This window comes from Microcoleus sp. S28C3, assembly GCF_036700785.1.
Classification (GTDB): domain Bacteria; phylum Cyanobacteriota; class Cyanobacteriia; order Cyanobacteriales; family Microcoleaceae; genus Microcoleus; species Microcoleus asticus.
The window spans coordinates 13353-32991 of the sequence record NZ_JAUBPO010000051.1; the positions used below are offsets into that span (position 1 = coordinate 13353).

Annotated in this window: 10 protein-coding genes; 5 read left to right on the forward strand and 5 right to left on the reverse strand. The window is 45.2% G+C overall.

Translation table 11 applies throughout. The annotated features are described in order from the left end of the window. Nucleotides 1-32: 32 nt before the first annotated feature. Together QUA13_RS16485 and QUA13_RS16490 are read left to right on the forward strand one after the other, a co-directional pair. Complete coding sequence (locus QUA13_RS16485) at nucleotides 33-878, forward strand: glycoside hydrolase family protein (protein WP_333200130.1); 846 nt, start codon at nucleotides 33-35, stop codon at nucleotides 876-878. Between the two features lie 139 nt (nucleotides 879-1017). Then, nucleotides 1018-1920, forward strand: a complete 903-nt coding sequence (locus tag QUA13_RS16490) for a peptidoglycan-binding protein (RefSeq protein WP_333200132.1) — start codon at nucleotides 1018-1020, stop codon at nucleotides 1918-1920. Between the two features lie 74 nt (nucleotides 1921-1994). On the opposite strand, the gene QUA13_RS16495 is transcribed toward QUA13_RS16490, so the two are convergent. Then, a complete protein-coding gene (locus tag QUA13_RS16495; RefSeq protein WP_333200134.1) occupies nucleotides 1995-2474 on the reverse strand; it encodes a hypothetical protein in 480 nt (159 codons plus the stop codon). A gap of 457 nt (nucleotides 2475-2931) precedes the next feature. Between QUA13_RS16495 and QUA13_RS16500 the strand changes: the two genes are divergently transcribed. Both QUA13_RS16500 and QUA13_RS16505 read left to right on the forward strand, forming a co-directional pair. Further along, nucleotides 2932-7269, forward strand: coding sequence for an nSTAND1 domain-containing NTPase (locus QUA13_RS16500; protein ID WP_333200136.1), 4338 nt, complete (start codon nucleotides 2932-2934; stop codon nucleotides 7267-7269). 90 nt (nucleotides 7270-7359) lie between these two features. Then, nucleotides 7360-9525: a caspase family protein gene (locus QUA13_RS16505; RefSeq protein ID WP_333200137.1), complete on the forward strand. Its 2166-nt coding sequence runs from the start codon at nucleotides 7360-7362 to the stop codon at nucleotides 9523-9525. A gap of 27 nt (nucleotides 9526-9552) precedes the next feature. Here QUA13_RS16505 and QUA13_RS16510 read toward each other — a convergent pair whose 3' ends face one another. From QUA13_RS16510 to QUA13_RS16525, 4 genes are all read right to left on the reverse strand, one after another. Then, nucleotides 9553-13110 (reverse strand): WD40 domain-containing protein, encoded by a 3558-nt coding sequence (locus QUA13_RS16510; protein WP_333200138.1) that lies wholly within the window; start codon nucleotides 13108-13110, stop codon nucleotides 9553-9555. A gap of 105 nt (nucleotides 13111-13215) precedes the next feature. After that, on the reverse strand, nucleotides 13216-14934 hold the full coding sequence (locus QUA13_RS16515; protein WP_333200139.1) for an AAA-like domain-containing protein: 1719 nt from the start codon (nucleotides 14932-14934) through the stop codon (nucleotides 13216-13218). 292 nt (nucleotides 14935-15226) lie between these two features. Next, a complete protein-coding gene (locus tag QUA13_RS16520; protein ID WP_333200141.1) occupies nucleotides 15227-15958 on the reverse strand; it encodes a WecB/TagA/CpsF family glycosyltransferase in 732 nt (243 codons plus the stop codon). A 202-nt stretch (nucleotides 15959-16160) separates the two neighbouring features. Then, entirely contained in the window at nucleotides 16161-16298 is a 138-nt protein-coding gene (locus QUA13_RS16525) for a hypothetical protein (protein WP_333190668.1), read from the reverse strand. A 111-nt stretch (nucleotides 16299-16409) separates the two neighbouring features. Here QUA13_RS16525 and QUA13_RS16530 point away from each other — a divergent pair, with 111 nt between their 5' ends. Next, complete coding sequence (locus QUA13_RS16530) at nucleotides 16410-19619, forward strand: glycoside hydrolase family 15 protein (protein ID WP_333200143.1); 3210 nt, start codon at nucleotides 16410-16412, stop codon at nucleotides 19617-19619. Nucleotides 19620-19639: the final 20 nt, after the last annotated feature.

Sequence of the window (19639 nt, forward strand, 5' to 3'; positions counted from 1 at the left end):
CTGAACCTACCTTGTAAAAAGGAAAAACTAAAATGCCAAAAAGATCGTTGGAACTCTTCGGCGATGGTCGCGTATACGAAATCAAAGACGACCTAGCTATTAAAGTCACGGAGACTAATGGGCAAGTAAAAGCATTAATTGATGCTTTAAGCTTCAGTGTGGCTAAAACATATCATATTCATCCTCCAGACGAACAACCTCCTGATGTGGTAGAAGCAAGAGGTTCAAAGCATATCAATCAAGAAGGTTTCAAGCTTCTCACTACCTTTGAAGGATGTGAACTCACTGCTTATGATGATGGCGGTGGAGTTTGGACAATTGGTTACGGACACACGGGCGATGATGTTTATCCAGAACTGACTATTAGCCAAACGCAAGCAGAAGAATTGCTGAGGGAAGATTTAGAAAAGTTTGAATCCTATGTTGAGGATGCCGTTGAAGTTGAGATCGATGACAACCAGTTTTCTGCACTGGTTTGCTTCTGTTTCAACGTGGGCCCAGGAACAGAAGGTTTTGGAGGTTCAACTCTTCTGAAGCTATTGAACAACGGAGATTATCAAGGAGCAGCCAATCAGTTTCCTGTGTGGAATAAAGTCAATGGTGAACCCTGGCCAGGGCTGACACGCAGGCGCTTGGCCGAGGAAGCTCTGTTTTTAGGAATGCCTGAAGTTCGGGTTCTCACACTTACCGAGCCAATAATGCAAGGTGAGGATGTGCGTCAAGTGCAAGAAGCGCTGATCGCGGCAGGAATAAATGTTTCAGCAGATGGCGTTTTTGGTAAAGACACCGATCGTGCTGTGCGACAGTTTCAACAGCAAAAAGGGCTAACGGCGGATGGTGTTGTCGGTGTCCAAACACGCAAAGAATTAGGACTATAAAATCGATTGTGTAACCAATTACACTGACACAATCAAGTAATTTTCACAAGCTCTGTGGAGGTAAGGTGCGGTGTGCATCGCCTACGGATAGAGTTTATGAATCCAGGACTGACCCAATTCAAATTGATTGGATAAAACCATGACTAACTCAAGCGACATTCTATTTAATCAACCTGTAATTATCGAAGCCTGTGAAGAATTTGTCCAACGGGATATGTTGGAAGTTAGAGGCAGTTTCCCGGGATTGCTCCAAGATGCCCCCATGTCTTCGACTGCGGTGGTCAATGGCTTATCCCAACAGTTGATTTATCAACTACAACGGATGATGCCAGATGCCTTTGTCAGTTTTGATGAGCTTAATGTAGACTTGCTGGATGCAGCTTTTCCCTACGTACAAACCCCGGCAAAAGAGGCACTTCAGAGAGCCATTCAAGATCGAGGTCAAACGATGCAGGTGAACTCTGCTTACCGCACGATCGCCCAGCAAATGTTATTGTATAACGATCGCTTCAACAACTCTAATCCTGTAGCGCCACCAGGCACCAGCAATCACCAAACAGGGCTAGCGATCGACATTGAAGATGCCAGAGGCTGGGAATCTTATTTGATGCAATATGGCTGGCAGCCATTACCGGGCGATCCGCCTCACTTCGACTACATAAGCGACGGGACGATCGATCTTCGCAGTAACTCAATACTCGCATTTCAGCAGCTTTGGAATCAGAACAACCCGGATGCAAAGATTAGCGAGGATGGCGGCTTTGGCCCCCAAACCGAGGATGCACTTAATCGATCGCCTGCTCAAGGGTTTGCTAAAGCGCCGTGGGATGACAAGCCCAGAACGTTGCGCTTGGCGATGCCCAGAATGGAAGGCTCAGATGTAATCAAGCTTCAGGAAGGCTTGAAAAAGGCTGGCGTTGTAGTTGGGGTTGATGGTGAATTTGGGCCGGCAACAGATACAGCCGTCAAGGAATTTCAGCAGAAAAAAGGTTTGAAGCCCGACGGAATTGTCGCTCTCAAAACCCGCGAACAAATGGCTTGAGGTGCTAGCGCGATCGAGTTCACCAAACCTGGAACAGAACTTCCACCGAAGGCGGAGGAAGTTCGGTTTATAGCTCAGCTTGTGGGTTGGGGCAGGTTTTGCTTCCAATTGTCACAAATTGCAGTAGCGCTATAATTGGCAATCTTTTTGATAATCAACGTAGCGAGGAGAGTAGCAATAGCAGGAGCAAGTCCCAGTCCAGAGATTAGAACAGGAGTTAACATCCCAGCAGCTTTAGTGTAATTCTGGCCGATCGCTTCATCCAGGATTTTCTGAGTCTGTGGATCGTTTCCGAGGGGTTTGCACATCAGCTCGTAAACTAAGGGGTTTACGCGATCGAACAGGCGCTGGCCAGCTTCTAGGAGCCTGGGATCGATCGATGCTCTAGCGGCAACATTCACATCAATAGAATCCAGGGAAGCTGAGTCTATCCCTCTGGTTCCAAGTCCAGCCACCTCATCCTCTATGGCTTGAGCGCGATCGCCAATTTGTGCTGCTAGCTGATCCTCATCAAGTTCCCACAAACTTTCTACAATAACTTCAATTTCTGCCATGATTACTTGTCTCCCTACTATGGTTAACTAGAATATTGCTGATTATCCTTTACCTGCGAAGCTGATGAGTAAAAACCCGTCAATATAATAGCTTAACGAATGCCTAGCTACACATCGGCAATCTTAACCATTCTTTAAAAAAGTGCGATCGTCCCATCAAACTGCTGCTAAGTATGTAACATTTAAATCGCCAAAAAGTTACTATCGAACCGGAAATAAAGCAAACACAGTTAAACTTGTTGAAGAGCTCAAGCAAATCAATCCCACTGGTTATGATAGCTTCACATTCTGTGACTGTGTAAACTTACTTAACGCACATCAAAGATTTTATTGCCAGCTTGGTATACTAAGACTGAATCGTATAGAAATACAAAGACTTTTATCAGTTTAAGTAAAAGAACTCTCCTTAAGCAAACAGAAGTAAAAGCTCCAGAAAACCCGAGCAATTCCCGAGTTCATGACTAACAATAACTCAGTCAAAACAATTTTAATTTTGGCAGCCAATCCCACCAATACCGTTCCCCTGCGATTGGAGCAAGAAGTACGGGAAATTGAGGAAGGATTGCGGCGGGCAAATAAGCGAGAACAGTATAAATTAGAACAAAAATGGGCCGTGCGTTCCCGTGACTTTTACCGAGCAATTTTAGATTATCAACCCAACATTGTTCACTTTTGCGGACATGGTGCTGGAGCAGATGGAATTGTCCTAGAAGACGATACCGGAAAAATGGCGCTGGTGCAGACAAACGCCCTAGCTAGTATGTTTAAATTGTTTGCCCAGAAAGGTGTAGATTGCGTAATTCTCAATGCTTGTTATTCCGAAGTACAGGCCGAGGCAATTAGCCAATATGTTAATTATGTCATTGGCATGAATCGAGCCGTGGGAGATAAAGCAGCCCTTGCCTTTGCTGTAGGGTTTTATGATGCGATCGCTGCTGGATATACGTTAGAAGAAGCCTACGACTTAGGTTGCTCGCAGATGATGAGCTTCCGAGAGCAGGAAACTCCTGTTTTCAAGAAAAAGAATTTAATTGATTCTCCGAGTGCTCAGGGTGTAGTTGCTGTTGAAGATGTGATTCCGCCCAATCCTTACCAAGGATTATCTGCCTTTGGGGAAGAAGATACCGACTTCTTTTTCGGACAGGAAAATTTTGTCAGTAATTTAGTAGAAGTAACGCACAAACAACCGTTGGTAGCAGTAGTTGGGCCAAGTGGCAGCGGTAAATCTTCTGTGGTGTATGCGGGATTAATTCCCCAATTGCGAAAAGAAGGAAACTGGTTAATTGAATCTTTCCGTCCGGGAAAAGAACCGTTTGTGCAGTTAGCTTTTGCCTTGGTGCGGCAATTAGAACCCGAAGCAGGTGAAACTCAACAACTGCGGGAAACAATGGGGTTAGCCGGTGATTTGCGAAACGGTAGAATCACTTTGCAGCAACTCGTGTGTCGCATTTTAGAGCGCAACCCAGGTAAACGGTTGTTGTTAGTTGCAGACCAATTTGAGGAACTCTACACTTTTTCTCAGCTAAAAAAAGAACAGGAACATTTCGCTGATGGTTTACTAACGGCTATTGCACAAGAAAATATTACATTAGTTTTGGCTTTACGGGCTGACTTTTACGGTTATGCCCTTTCTTATCGTCCGTTGCGGGATGCGTTCCAGGAGTATACACCACAGTTACTCAGTTCTATGAAAGGGGAGGAATTACAGGCAGCAATTGAATTACCTGCCAAAAAGCTGGAAGTAGAATTTGAGGCACAATTAACCCAACGCATTCTTGATGATGTCGAGGAAGAACCGGGAAATTTGCCATTATTAGAATTTGCGGTAACTCGGTTATGGGAAAAGCAAATAAACCGAGAATTAACTCACCAAGCTTATGAAGAAATTGGCGGGGTGAAAAAAGCCATTGCCAATCATGCCGAACAGGTTTATCAAAAACTGAGTGAAACCGAGAAAAAACAGGCACAGCGAATATTTGTGCAATTAGTGCGTCCGGGGGAAGGAACGGAGGATACCAGGCGCGTTGCTAGCCGTGCGGCAGTGGGGGAAGATAACTGGAATTTGGTCAGTTATTTAGCTGGATATCAAGCGCGTTTGGTAGTGACGGGACGGCAAGAACAGGAAGATACCGTAGAATTGGTGCATGAAACCCTAATTCGGCAATGGGGAACTCTCCGCGAGTGGATAAATGCTAACCGTCAGTTTCGGACTTGGCAAGAACGGCTGAAGGTGGCGTTACGCGAGTGGAAAAATGATAACCATGACTCTTGGGCAATGTTGCGCGGTGTGTCGTTGACTGTAGCGGAAGATTGGTTGCGTCAACGTGCCGATGAAATGACGCAGGAGGAGCGAGATTTTATTCAGGTTAGTGTTAAAGAACGGGATAGAGAAAGACAAAAGGATCAACGCAGGCGGCGACTGACAATTATTGGGCTAAGTGGCTTTTCGGCGATCGCGTTGGGTTTAGCAGGACTAGCTGGTGTTGGCTGGTGGCGTGCTGCTATTAATCAGATTTATTCTCTGGCTCAATATTCTGATGGGCTGTTAAATTTCGATGGGTCAAAAGCTCTCAAAACCAGTTTAAAAGCCGTTTTACAAATGCGACGTACACCTTGGGTAGATGCTGATACCCGCACCTATGTAGAGCTGTCATTATTAAATACTGTTGCCAATGTAGCAGCACCAAATACTTTGGGAAGCCATACAGGCAAGGTTAATGCTGTCAGTTTCAGCCCCAATGGCAAGTTGCTAGCTACTGCCAGTGATGACAGGACAGTGAGACTTTGGGATGCCTCCACCGGCAAGCAAATTCAAATCCTCACTGGACATACAGACGTGGTTAATGCGGTCAGTTTCAGCCCCAATAGCAAGCTGCTAGCTACTGCCAGTAATGACAAGACAGTGAAAGTGTGGGATACTTCCACCGGCAAGCAACTTAAAACCCTCAGCAGACATAGAGACTCGGTTTATCTTGTCAGTTTCAGCCCCAATGGCAAGCTGCTGGCTGCTGGCAGTAATGACAACACCGTGAAACTGTGGGATACCTCCACCGGCAAGCAAATTCAAACCATCAGGGCGCATAAAAACGGAGTTAACGATCTCAGTTTCAGCCCCAATAGCAAGTTGCTGGCTACTGCCGGTGGTGACAAAACTGTGAAACTATGGGATACCTTTACTGGCAAGCAAATTAAAACTCTCAGCGGTCATACAGACTGGGTTTGGAAGGTCAGTTTCAGCCCCGATGGCAAGCGCCTGGCTACTGGCAGTGATGACAACACCGTGAAACTGTGGGATACCTCCACCGGCAAGCAAATTCAAACCCTCAGCGGACATACAGGCTCGGTTGGTCTTGTCAGTTTCAGCCCCAATGGCAAGTTGCTGGCTACTGGCAGTAGTGACAAGACAGTGAAATTGTGGGATACCTCCACCGGTAAAGAAATTAAAACTCTCAGCGGTCATACAGACGCGGTTATAGATTTCAGTTTTAGCCCCAATGGCAAGTTGCTAGCCACTGGCAGTAATGAGAAGACAGTGAAACTGTGGGATACCTCTACCGGCAAACAAATTAAAACCCTCAGCGGGCATACAGACTCGGTTAGGGGTGTCAGTTTTAGCCCCGATGGCAAGTTGCTGGCGACTCGCAGCGATGACAACACAGTGAAATTGTGGGATATCACCGGCAAACAAATTAAAACCCTCAGCGGGCATAAAGACAAAGTATGGAATGTCAGTTTTAGTCCCAATAGCAAGTTGCTGGTTACTGGCAGCGATGACAACACCGTGAGACTGTGGGATACCTCCACCAACAAACAAATTAAAACCCTCAGCGGACATACAGGCGAGGTTAATGCTGTCAGTTTCAGCCCCAATGGCAAGCTGCTGGCGACTGCCAGTGATGACAAGACTGTGAAACTTTGGGATGTCTCCACCGGCAAGCAAATTCACACCCTCAGCGGACATACAAGTGTGGTTAATGCTGTCAGTTTTAGTCCCAATGATAAGTTGCTAGTCACTGGCAGTGATGACAAGACAGTGAAACTTTGGGATAGCTCCACTGGCAAACAAATTAAAACTCTCAGCGGACATACAGACTTGTTTAGGGGTGTCAGTTTTAGCCCCGATGGCAAGCTGCTGGCAACTCGCAGTAATGACAAGACAGTGAAACTGTGGGATACCTCCACTGGTAAAGAAACTAAAACCCTCAGCGGCCATACAGACTTGGTTAAGGATGTCAGTTTTAGCCCCGATGGCAAGCTGCTGGCTGCTAACAGTAGTGACAAGACAGTGAAACTGTGGGATACCTCCACCGGCAAAGAAATTAAAACCCTCAGCGGGCATACAAGCTCGCTCTATGCTGTCAGTTTCAGCCCCGATGGCAAGCTGCTGGCTACTAGCAGTTGGGATAAGACAGTGAAACTGTGGGATACCTCCACTGGCAAAGAAATTAAAACCCTCAGCGGTCATACAAACGGAGTTCTGGGTGTCAGTTTCAGCCCTGATGGCAAGCTGCTGGCGACTGGCAGTTTTGACAAGACAGTGAAACTGTGGGATATCTCCACTGGCAAGGAAATTAAAACCCTCAGCGGGCATGGAGGCACGGTTTTGCGGGTCAGTTTCAGCCCTGATGGCAAGCTGCTGGTCACTGGCGGTCTGGACCGTAAAGTGAAACTGTGGCAGTTAGATTTTAATTATTCACTCAAGGAAGGATGCAATTTCACAGACAATTACCTCATACCTAATCCTTATGACGCAGATGCCCTGGAAATCAAACAAGATTTATGCAAAAAGCTTTGACAATTTTAGATTGAAAACTGCATAAAAAACTTCTACTACACTCTCATATAAAAATCAAACCTTTCCCAAACCCCTTACCCACCAACAACCATGACAAACCAAACCCCCAACTTCTACGCCCTCCTCATCGGCATCAATTTCTACTTCCCCCATCGCTTACCAGAAGGTAACTACTACAAAAACTTGCGGGGATGTGTGCGAGATATTAACAACGTCGAAACCTATTTAAAAGACACCTTCAACCTCACACCCGACCAAATTATTAAACTCACTGCGACTGCTTCCGAGAATCCCAACCAACCCCAAGAACCCCCGGAACTCCTACCAACTTATGAAAATATCGTCGCCAAATTCAAAGAACTAACCGCCAAAGCCCAACCTCAAGACCGAGTATATATTCACTACTCCGGTCACGGCGGACGGGCGAAAACAATTTATGAGGATATCAAAGGTTTTGGTACTTTAGATGAAGCCTTAGTTCCCACTGATATCGGTCAACCAAACTCACGCTATTTGCGCGACTTGGAATTTGCCAAACTCCTGGAAGGAATGGTGGAAAAAGAGTTAGTTGTAACGCTGGTACTCGATAGCTGTCATTCCGGTGGCGCAACTAGAGAAATGGAAACAGAGGACTGGAGTGTACGCGGTGGCGGTTTTATTGACACCACTTCCCGACCTACAGATAGTTTAGTTGCACCGCTTCAGGAACTAGCACAAAATTGGCAAGCTTCAACAGAAAATAGTCGCAATATTACCGTCGTCAATGGTTTGTTACCAGAACCGAAAGGTTATACCTTAATAGCAGCTTGCCGAGATAATGAATTGGCTATTGAAAAGATTTTTGAAGGGACGGAACGCAACGGCGCTTTAACTTATTTTTTATTAAAAGCTTTGCGAGAATACCGGGGGACAGAGATTCCTGTTAAAGACTTGTACGATCGCATTTCTAATCTAGTTCACAATGACTTTCCACGACAAACACCGATGTTGATTGGCGAGACAAATCGCACTTTTTTGGGCGGTCAATCTGTCTCCTTCACTCCTGGCGCATCCCTTCTGCGTAGTGTACCTGTTACGCGCACTACCCGCACCGTGCCAGTGATGAAGGTAGATGTTCCTAAAAACCGAGTCCAATTGCAAATGGGTGAAGCTAGCGTCCTTAAAAAAGGGGCAGAATTCGATATTTTTCGATTCGGGACGTGGAATTTTGAGGACAGCGAACAGCGAATTGCTACGATTAAAGTTGTAGAAGTGGGAGCATCGGACTGTTGGGCCGAAGTAACGGGGTTACACAACGAATTTACAACCAGAGAACTCACTCCTAAATTAATAGAAGGAATAATTGAAATAGGTTCACCGGCTGTCTATTTGAGTCCAGGGTTGAAACAAATTCGGAAAGTTCGGGTTATTCTGCCTGACCCGTTACCGCAAATTTCTGGTGTAAATGTGGAAATGCTCCCAGATATCCTCAAAGCAAAAAAAGAGCAAGTTGAAGGTCATCGCTGGATAGAATTCTGTTCGGAAGCAGAGAAAGATGAGAAGGTGGATTATTTTGTTTCCCTGAATTCAAAAGGGGAATATTGGATTTTGGATGCGAATAAAGAACCTATCAAAAATCTTCTGTTTCCGATCAAAGTCGATGAACCTGAAGCTACCAAAAAGCTAATCGATCGCTTAATCCACGTTGCCAGATATGAGACTATTTTGGCTCTGGATAATGAGGATGCTTTTGCTTCGTTAAATGGCAAACTTAAGGTGGAATTGATTAAATCAGTAAAACGCGAACAGGTAGTTTTGAATGCTGATGGTAATGTTCCTGTATTGGAAGTAGGCGAACGGGTGGTCTTGCGAATTCACAATGAATCCAATCGCACTTTAAATATTTCTGCGTTGATACTTCAGGCGGATTTGAGTATTGTCAAATCCTATCCTAAAGGTGCGCCTTATGAAGTTGTAGATCGTGGACAATCCAGAGAAACTCGCTTAGACATGGTATTACCAGAAAATTATCAGGAAGGGGTAGATGTCATTAAAGTATTTGCGACTGTGGATGCAACAAATTTTGAGTTATTAGAGTTGCCACCCTTAGACCAACCTCGTCCAGGAATTGGTGATAAAAATCCTACTACCGCGTTGGGAGAATTATTGTCAGCAGTGGTGGATGAAGATAACCCGCAGCGCAATATTAGGGTGGTGACTGATGCGAGTGAGGAATGGACGACGGAAAAGGTGGAAGTGGTGGTGAAAAAAATGTAGTGCGCGCATTTTGCTGGCTGTTTTTGCCTAGTCCTTTTTGATTGACTTTTGGTTGAGGTAATCAGAACACATCTGTTTATCCTCTGCTGTCACTTTCGGGTTGTTTTTGAGATAATCACTTATTGACTCGCAGCCTAATGCCATCAGTTTATCGAAATCCCAAGACCTTGAAGTCCACAGTTTGATGGTGTTGTCATAGCTACCAGAAGCCAAAGTTTTGCCATCTGGACTAAAGGCTACGCTATAGACCCAATTGCGATGCCCGATGAGCATGGCGATCGCTTTTCGGGTTTGTACGTCCCACAGTTTGATGGTACCGTCAGCGCTAGCAGAAGCCAAAGTCTTGCCATCTGGACTAAAGGCGACGCTATAAACCCAATCGCTATGCCCGGTGAGGGTAGCGATGAGTTTTTGGGTTTGCGGGTTCCACAGTTTGATGGTACCGTCATCGCTAGCAGAAGCCAAAATCTTGCCATCTGGACTAAAGGCGACGCTATTGACCTCTTTGCGATGCCCGGTGAGGGTAGCGATCGCTTTTTGGGTTTGCAGGTTCCACAGTTGGATGGTGTTGTCAGCGCTAGCAGAAGCCAAACTCTTGCCATCTGGACTAAAGGCGACGCTATAAACCCCATCGCGATGCCCGGTGAGGGTAGCGATCGCTTTTTGGGTTTGCAGGTTCCACACTTTGATGGTGTTGTCACGGCTAGCAGAAGCCAAAGTCTTGCCATCGGGACTAAAGGCGACGCTAATGACCCAATTGCTATGCCCGGTGAGGGTAGCGATTGCTTTTTGGGTTTGTACGTCCCACAGTTTGATGGTACCGTCAGCGCTAGCAGAAGCCAAAGTTTTGCCATCTGGACTAAAGGCGACGCTATAAACCCCATCGCGATGCCCGGTGAGGGTAGCGCTCAGTTTTTGGGTTTGCAGGTTCCACAGTTGGATGGTTTTGTCATTGCTAGCAGAAGCCAAAGTCTTGCCATCTGGACTAAAGGCGACGCTATTGACCTCTTTGCTATGCCCGGTGAGGGTGGATCTGGTTTGCAGGTTCCACACTTTGATGGTGTTGTCATAGCTAGCAGAAGCCAAACTCTTGCCATCGGGACTAAAGGCGACGCTTCTGACCCAATTGCTATGCCCGGTGAGGGTAGCGATTGCTTTTTGGGTTTGCAGGTTCCACAGTTGGATGGTTTTGTCGGCGCTAGCAGAAGCCAAAGTCTTGCCATCGGGACTAAAGGCGACGCTACTGACCCCATTGCTATGCCCGGTGAGGGTAGCGCTCACTTTTTGGGTTTGCAGGTTCCACAGTTTGATCGTCTTGTCATCGCTAGCAGAAGCCAAAGTCTTGCCATCGGGACTAAAGGCGACGCTACTGACCCAATTGCTATGCCCGGTGAGGGTAGCGATGAGTTTTTGGGTTTGCACGTCCCACAGTTTGATCGTCTTGTCACCGCTAGCAGAAGCCAAAGTCTTGCCATCGGGACTAAAGGCGACGCTTCTGACCCAATTGCGATGCTCAATGAGGGTAGCGCTCAGTTTTTGGGTTTGCAGGTTCCACACTTTGATGGTGTTGTCACGGCTAGCAGAAGCCAAAGTCTTGCCATCGGGACTAAAGGCGACGCTACTGACCGATTCGCTATGCCCGGTGAGGGTAGCGATTGCTTTTTGGGTTTGCAGGTTCCACACTTTGATGGTTTTGTCACGGCTAGCAGAAGCCAAAGTTTTGCCATCGGGACTAAAGGCGACGCTACTGACCGATTCGCTATGGCCGGTGAGGGTAGCGCTCACTTTTTGGGTTTGCAGGTTCCACACTTTGATGGTTTTGTCGGCGCTAGCAGAAGCCAAAGTCTTGCCATCGGGACTAAAGGCGACGCTACTGACCGAACTGCTATGCCCTTCGAAACTATTGCGCTCTTTTACTTCGGAAACTGCTTGTTGCAGCGCACCCATCACTTGTCCTTTGATGTCTTTTGTCGTGTTGGCTGAAGCATCTAGTTTTTTTAATGTTGTTCCGGCTTTCAATGCTTCCAGCAGTGCTTGAAATGTCTGTCCAGAAATAAATGATTGATTGGAAAAAGCACTTTCCTGGATGGTATTTGATAAATTATTAGCTTGAGTGACTTGCTTCCAGGCAAAAATAGTTGCCCCAGTTGAAATTAAGATAGCCGCCACAGCAAAAACAGAGGTTCCAATTGTAATCCATCGTGCCTTTTGCTGTGCCTTGGTTAGTGTCTGAAGCGCTTCAGTCAAAATTTGATTAACTTGTCTCTGAGCTTCTAACTCTCGTTCAAATTCCCGCTCCCGCTGTTGTAATTCCCGACTGGTATTTAAAAACTGATAATCTAAATGGCTCAAACTTTTCCCGGCTGCCCAAGTTTGAGCCTCTTGCAATGCCTGCCCCCGCAATAAACGCGATTTATCCTGGCAATCGGACTCTATCCAAGCGTTAAAATTTTCGCTGTAGGGACGGAGATTAGCTAATTGTTTTTCTATCCAATCAGCATTAAAAACACATTTATAAATTTGGTTATAGACTTTAAGTTTACCAGATTGCTTAACTACCAAACCTGTTAAACGGAGTTCCATTTGTTCGGCACTATCATCAGCCGCAATCTCATTCTCTTGCAAAATTTGCTGATATAGTCCCAGCAACCGACTGGCACGCTGTTCGCTGTGTAAGATGCGATCTCGAATCGTCTTCAAATGCTCTGGTTCATCCTGCTCTTCCCAATTTTGAATCACCTTCTCTCGTACTATATTCGCTACCCAATTGGCATAAGTTTCAATAGGATCTGTATTTAGTAGATTAACTAGAAGTAATTTACAAACTTTCTGCGTTAAAAATGGTTGTCCACCTGTCCAATATAATATGGCTGCTAGCAACGCCTGAGCATTTTCTGCTTGAGTTTCTAACCCAACTGCCAAAGGTTGTGCTTCTGATAATTGAAAACCCATTAACTCAATAGCCCGCCCGATATTAAAGGGAGTGCGAAGGTAATTACTAATTAAATCGGAAGGTGTTGATACTCCAATAAAAGCAAAAGTTAGGCGGTTATATTCTGGTTTGTCTGCACGCTGGTTAAAACAATCGCGAATAAGTGCAAAAAAGTCATCTATATCAAATACTAAAGCCAATACGCTATCAATTTCATCAACAAAAATCACGATATTTTTATCAATAAATTTCAGTAATATCTCTCTAATAAAAGTGCTGAAACGTTGGACAGGGGACAGCAATTCGTTACTTATCCACCATTCGTAAGAATCAAAACGAGCGTACAATTCAAAACTATTTACCAGGGAGTCAATAATTCCAAAATACCACTCTTGAGGAGTAATATCTGACGTGCCAATTGACGTGATATCAACAGCAGCACAGGCAAATCCTTCTTGCTGCAATCTCGCCATTGTCTGCACTCGCAAGCTAGATTTCCCCATCTGTCGCGAGTTGAGGACGTAACAAAACTCTCCCGCCTTTAATCCTTCATAAAAATCTCGGTCAGCTTGTCTCCTAACATAAGTAGGCGCATCAATCGGTAAGCTACCGCCAACTTGATATTCGTAATTTAGATCGGGTTTGTCATTCATTAACGAACTCCCAAAAATTAAATTATTTAAAAAAGTACGTTGTTGCGCTTTAGCGCCAGATTTAGCGCTAAAGCGCAACAACGTACAAATTCAACAACGTACAAATTAATGAACACCCAAGCGGTTTTTAAAATATAGGCGGCAGAGATTGCACAGAGGAATCACATCATTACCTCGCAACTTCACTAAACCCCTACTGCGAAGTTTAAACGCTAGCTCGGCTTCTAATCGTACCGGAACCGAACTAGCAATTACTTGTTTCATTGCTGCTTCCAAATTTGGATCTGCAGTGAGATGAATTAAATGATGACGTAAATGATCGCCGTAAATTCCTTCTTCAGTCGGTGCACTTTGTAAAAATTCCTCTAAGGTTAAACAACCGCGAGCAATTTCATAAAGGGCTTTTCTTAACAGATAAGGATGCCCGTCTACCATTCCAATCAGTTGTTCTATCTGACTGGCAGACCAATTCAGTTGATGTTTTTGTACTAACTCAACAATTTGTTGATGGTTAAATTCTGGTAACTCAATTGATAAACCTACATTAAATGGCGACTGGTTGATGTTGAGGGGAATATAAACTTCTTTGGAATGGGAAATTACTAAACGCAGTTTTTTCCAAGCGGGTTCGTTTTTTGCTTTTTCATGCCACGCCCGCAGTAAACCAAAGAATTCCTGCGCTACTTGGGGATATTGAAAAACTCGATCGACTTCATCCAATCCTAACGTTAATGGTGTAGTAATTGTTGCCAATAGGTAGCGCTGAAAATAGTTGCCGCATTTTTGTTTGCTACCCATCCCTTGTTTCCAATAGTCTGCTACTCGATCTTCTAAATTTAGTTGATTAGTAATATCAACACAAAGCCATTGCAACAACTGATCGAGATTGCTAATAAAATTACCATCTGCTGATTGAAAGTTTAAATAGGCAGTTTGATGTCCCTGTTCTCTTGAATAGTATAAAATGCGCTGTAATAAAGAAGTCTTCCCCATTTTGCGGGGTGATTTCACTCGGATCAAAGCGCCAGGTTTAGCAATAGTTTGGTAGCAGTCTGATTCCAGGGGAGGACGATCGATATATAGGGGTGAATCGAAACTAACAGAACCTTCTGGGTTATCTAAATTGGCGAGAGAAACGGCAGGCGAGACTAGCGCTCGCACATTTGCCACCGCAGAGGACGACTGCTCAAGTATATTGTCAATAGCAGGAGCGATCGCTCGTTCTGCTGTCTCTAAGTCAGCAAAATCTGACTTCTTCTTTAAAACTGGAGTGAGTTCTTCCGGGATACCTGCCATACTGATGCTAACGCAGCCTGACTTATAAGCAAACTCTATAGATTCCCCGGCTGCCAGTGCGTCATAAAATCCTACGGCGAAATTTCTGGCGGCATTATCTCCCACCGCTTGCTTCATACCAATAACATAGGGAATATGACGTGCGATCGCAGCCGCTTGTACGTCCGAATAGCAGGCGTTGAGTACCACGCATTCTACCCGATCCATAAACAGCTCGAACAAACTTGCTAAAGCTTTTGCATTTACCAGTTTAATCTTTCCTGTCTCATCCTCTAGAGCTAAACCCTCCTCTCCCACACCATGACCGGAAAAATGGACAATCTCTGGTTTATAATAAAGTACAGCTCGCTGCATATCTCGTGGCGTTACCGCCCACTGTTGCTCAAGTTGAAATTTTTCACGCTTTTTAGAGCGTTGCAACCCATCGGCAATTTCCTTAACCTCTTCATCTAAACGCAAAACCTTAGAGTTCTTAGGGTTCGCTGCTAAAAACAAGATCGTTTTTTTCTTTCTTGGGGAACTACTCATAAATGGGATTTTGACTATAGGTGATGTACTATTACTCCCTTTCAGTGCCAAGAATATCTAATGAAGAGGAAAAGGCTTTGCTGCTGGCTTTTATAGATATTGGCTCGCGATCGCCCATACAAGATATTATTGTTTTTTCATGCCGATCTACTTACTAGATTAAGTTTACCAGCTCTACGGGAATATACTGTATCATGTCACGTAAATTAACCACAATTATTGTAGCGGCGGGTTCACGCGCGATCGGCAATATCAGCCATAACTCCCGTAAACCCGATTCTAGTGGGAACTTTTATCCTCGAAAATCTCCCAAAGCCTTCAATGCAAACTGTGGCAAAGCCAACATTCTGCGCCACCGCCAAGGTTCTTGATAAAGCCGGTACAGCCATTCTAAATGATTGTCGCAAAACCAAGCCGGCGCGCGCGTTTTTGTTCCCGCCCAAATATCGAAACTGCCGCCTACTCCCACCCAAATCGAATCAGGACAAAGGTGTCGGTGTTCGGCAATCCAAAATTCTTGGCGCGGCACTCCCAAGCCTACAAAAATCAGTTTGGGTTGCATTTTTTTGAGGCTTTCACGGAAGTCTTTTTCTTCATCTGCGGAAAGATAACCGTGTTGAGAAGAAATTGACAATCCGTTAACTTTTTGCTGCCAAGTTTCTGCCGCCGCAGCCGCCACTCCGGGGGAACCTCCAAAGAAAAAGAGTGGTTCTGAATCAGGCAATTTTCCGGCTTCTTGCAGCAGCGATTCTGCTAATTCAATCCCCGGATAGCGCTGCGCCGGTTTGCCGCGCATCCGCAAGTACAGCACCACTCCCGAACCGTCGGGAATCACCAGTTCCGCTTTGCGGATTACATCTGCTAAAGCCTGATTTTGCTCGGCTTGCATCGCCATTTCAGCATTCAGCGTCACGACGTGACTTCCCAACCCTTGATGCAGGCGCTGCATCAGCCAACCTGCATAATCATCTAATATGTGGACTGGTAGTCCCAGCACTGAAAATTGCGGCTGCGATCGATCCATATTTTTTTCTTTGAGATTCCTACACACCTAGTTATTTAAATTAGCTTAGATTGGCGATCGATGCTAGACTACTTTTGGACGCAAAAAACCCGGTTTGTGCCACAAAGATTCTGTTAAGTCATCATTCCGTGGCCCAGAAACCGGGTTTTTTGTACGCGGCGCGCAAGTCCATTAGAGTTAGGCTGCCAAGTGCGATCGAGAATTAGTGTTCAATTTTTTTGACAGAGCCGTCAGCGTACCATTCCATCGGTACTAGCTCAATTTTACCATTAATTTTCACTGTAGAGTAGACAATTTTTACGAAAGGAACGGTATTGTTATTGTTGTTGCGGCTAGACATGGCAATCACCTTTTTGTGTTTGCAAAACTTGAGAAATAATCTGAACTCTGATATATTTAAAAGTCTATTCACCGCAATTCGGCTCGCATCAGGAAAAACAAGGAAAACGAAATGGCGATCGCAACAACTCAGCGGCAAACCAGGTTAGATTATTACTACCAGCAAATCAAAACCGTCATTCTCAAGCGTCAGAACCCAATTACGGGTTTGCTGCCGGCGAGTACCGCCGTTAACGCCCACGGCGACTACACCGATGCTTGGGTGCGCGACAACGTGTACAGCATTCTTGCAGTTTGGGGTTTGGGTTTAGCTTACCGCAAAATTGATGACGATCGCGGCAGAACATTTGAACTAGAACACGGCACAGTCAAACTGATGCGCGGCTTGCTGTTTGCGATGATGCAGCAATCGAGCAAAGTAGAAGATTTTAAAAATACTCAATCGCCGCTAGATGCCCTGCACGCTAAATATAATACTCAAACTGGAAGTATTGTTGTTGGTGATGACAAGTGGGGACATTTACAGTTAGACGCTACATCTATATTCTTATTAATTCTTGCTCAAATGACGGCTTCCGGGCTGCACGTAATTTTTACAATTGATGAAGTCAATTTCGTGCAAAATTTAGTTTACTACATCGGTAGAGCCTACCGCACGCCGGATTACGGAATTTGGGAAAGAGGCCATAAAATCAATCGCGGCAATGCAGAATTGAACGCCAGTTCAGTTGGCATGGCGAAAGCAGCGCTGGAAGCAATAAATGGGTTGGATTTGTTTGGAATTAAAGGTTCTCAAGCATCGGTAATTCACGTTTTGCCAGACGAAATTGCCAGGAGTCGCATAACTTTGGAATCGCTTTTGCCTCGCGAATCTAGTTCAAAAGAAGTAGACGCCGCTTTATTGAGCGTGATTAGTTTTCCGGCTTTTGCTGTGGAAGACCGAGAATTAATAGAACGGACTCGAAATAAGATTATTGACAAATTGCAAGGAAAATACGGCTGCAAGCGGTTTCTGCGGGACGGACACCAAACAGTGTTGGAAGATGCCGATCGCCTGCACTACGAACCCACAGAATTAAGGCAGTTCGATCACATTGAATGCGAGTGGCCGCTATTTTTCACTTATTTATTTTTGGACGGCATATTTCAGGGAAATCAAGCCCAAGTGCAGGAGTACCAGCAGCGTTTGGAATCTCTAGCAGTCGATCGCTCTGGTTTGCCACTGCTACCAGAATTGTACTACGTCCCCGCCGAAAATATAGAAGCAGAAAAGTTAAATCCCAGCAGCCAGCAGCGCTTGCCCAATGAAAATATTCCCCTAGTTTGGGCGCAAAGTTTGTATTTTTTAGGTCAATTGCTAAATGAAGGATTAATCGCAGTTGGCGATATCGACCCCCTGGGAAGGCATCTGTCAGTGGGGCAAAACAGAGAACCTTTAGTGCAAATTGCACTGTTAGCTGAAGACGAAGATTTGCAAGCAGAATTAGCCGCTAACGGCATTGCCGCGCAAACCCCAAAACAGGTAGAACCAATTCAAGTCCGCCAGACTAAAGAATTATCAGCTATTTACACGCAAATTGGACGCAACGACCCATTAGGTTTAACCGGGCGCCCCGTGCGCCGTCTGCGGAGTTTAACAACTTCTCGGGTGTTTAAAATTCGCGAAGAGGCGATCGTATTTCTCCCCTCATTTTTGGACAGACAAGAATTTTACCTAACTCTAGACTACCATTTCCTAGTATCTAAAATCAAAAGCGAAATAGCTCACATTCACCGCCACTGGTATCAGTTGGGACGCCCCACGGTAACGCTGATGCTGACTCACACGATGCTGGAAACCGGTCGGGAAGCGTTGTTAGAATTAATGAAGGAATTCCGGGATGGACACTGTAACAACACGCCAGTTAAACTCGGAAATCTTAAGCAGTTAATGCTGACTGCTGGCACCGAAAGAATTGATTTCATGCACGATTTTGAATTTACCGAATCTCCGGTGACAGGTGCAGTAGAAACGCGCAGCTATCTAACTTACAATCCTGAAAAAACTTGGCCTTTGGGTCACACGCAAGAATTTAAATTAGAGTGCGAAACTAATACTCACTTCTTGCTAACTAGCCTGCGCGATTCAGAAAATTTGTACGAACAAATTGAGTTGCTGCACACCTTAGTTCGCCTCAAAGGATTAAATTTTGATACAGGATTTGGAGGTTCGGAAGAAACAGTACAAGTTGTGGATTTACTTAACGAAGTTTATACAAAAGCTGGAGAAAGTTCGCAATCGAAAATCCAATGGGCCGTCATCCGCCATGCCGCAGGTTTGCTGGACAAGGTTGATATCAGCTTGTCCGATGCGGTGACAGACATTTTGGTGCGGCAAAAACAGATTGCTGTGGGGAAAGCCTACAGCGAAGATTCGATAATTTCGCGGCCGGGTTCTTATATGGAAGTAATGGAAAAAATTCGTGGATTCTGCGGAGAAGACATTCGCGATCGAGTTCTCACCCAAGAAATTCTAATTTACCTCAGCGTCTTAATTAAAGCAGAACCGCACTTATTTAAAGGTCTGCTGACACTGAGAGTTAGCTACTTTATTCTGCTGTTAACAAGCGAATTAGCCCGCGAATTAGGAGTGACCCAGAATGAAGCTTACGAACATTTAATGCAGCTAAGCCCTTTTGAAATCAAAAATCGCCTGCGCCAAGTGTTGACAGAATACGAGGAAATGAATCAAATCCTCAAACAGCAAGAATCTCTGCGTGTCAAACAACCGGAAAAAGATATTGAATGGGTAGTAGCGCCAGTTTCCGAAGAACCGCAAATGCCTGCGGGAGGATGGCGGCGGAAGCGGCAAATGGAAGGTGCAGTCAATCGCGTACCGAAAGATTTTTATCCGAGTGTTTGGGGACTGCTGCGGCACTGCAAAGGCTTGATTATTGGCGACAAGTTAGAGCGCAAAAATCGCTTGGACAGCGACATTATTTTATCGGAAATGACGCCGGGAGAAAAGAATTTTGCGCTACAAATCGAGCATTTGCTGAATAAAATTGGGGCGCCAGAATACCGACAAGTCAATATTGAGGCGCTGATGGAGTTGGCGGCAATTGGCCAGCGCAATCCAGAATTGCAAGTAGAAGAATACATCGTTTTAGATGTATTAGTCGGTCACGCGGTGCGGCTGAATTGGCTGGGTAAACACTTGGAAAGAGCAGATAAATACGACGAAGATAAAGCGACGGCTTGGCAAGCTTTTTACAATACTTCCCCTTACGTTTGTGCGAGTCATGTACTCGATGCTTTCCGATTCTTAACCCATTTTGGATAGATTGAATGCGACTGGTTAGT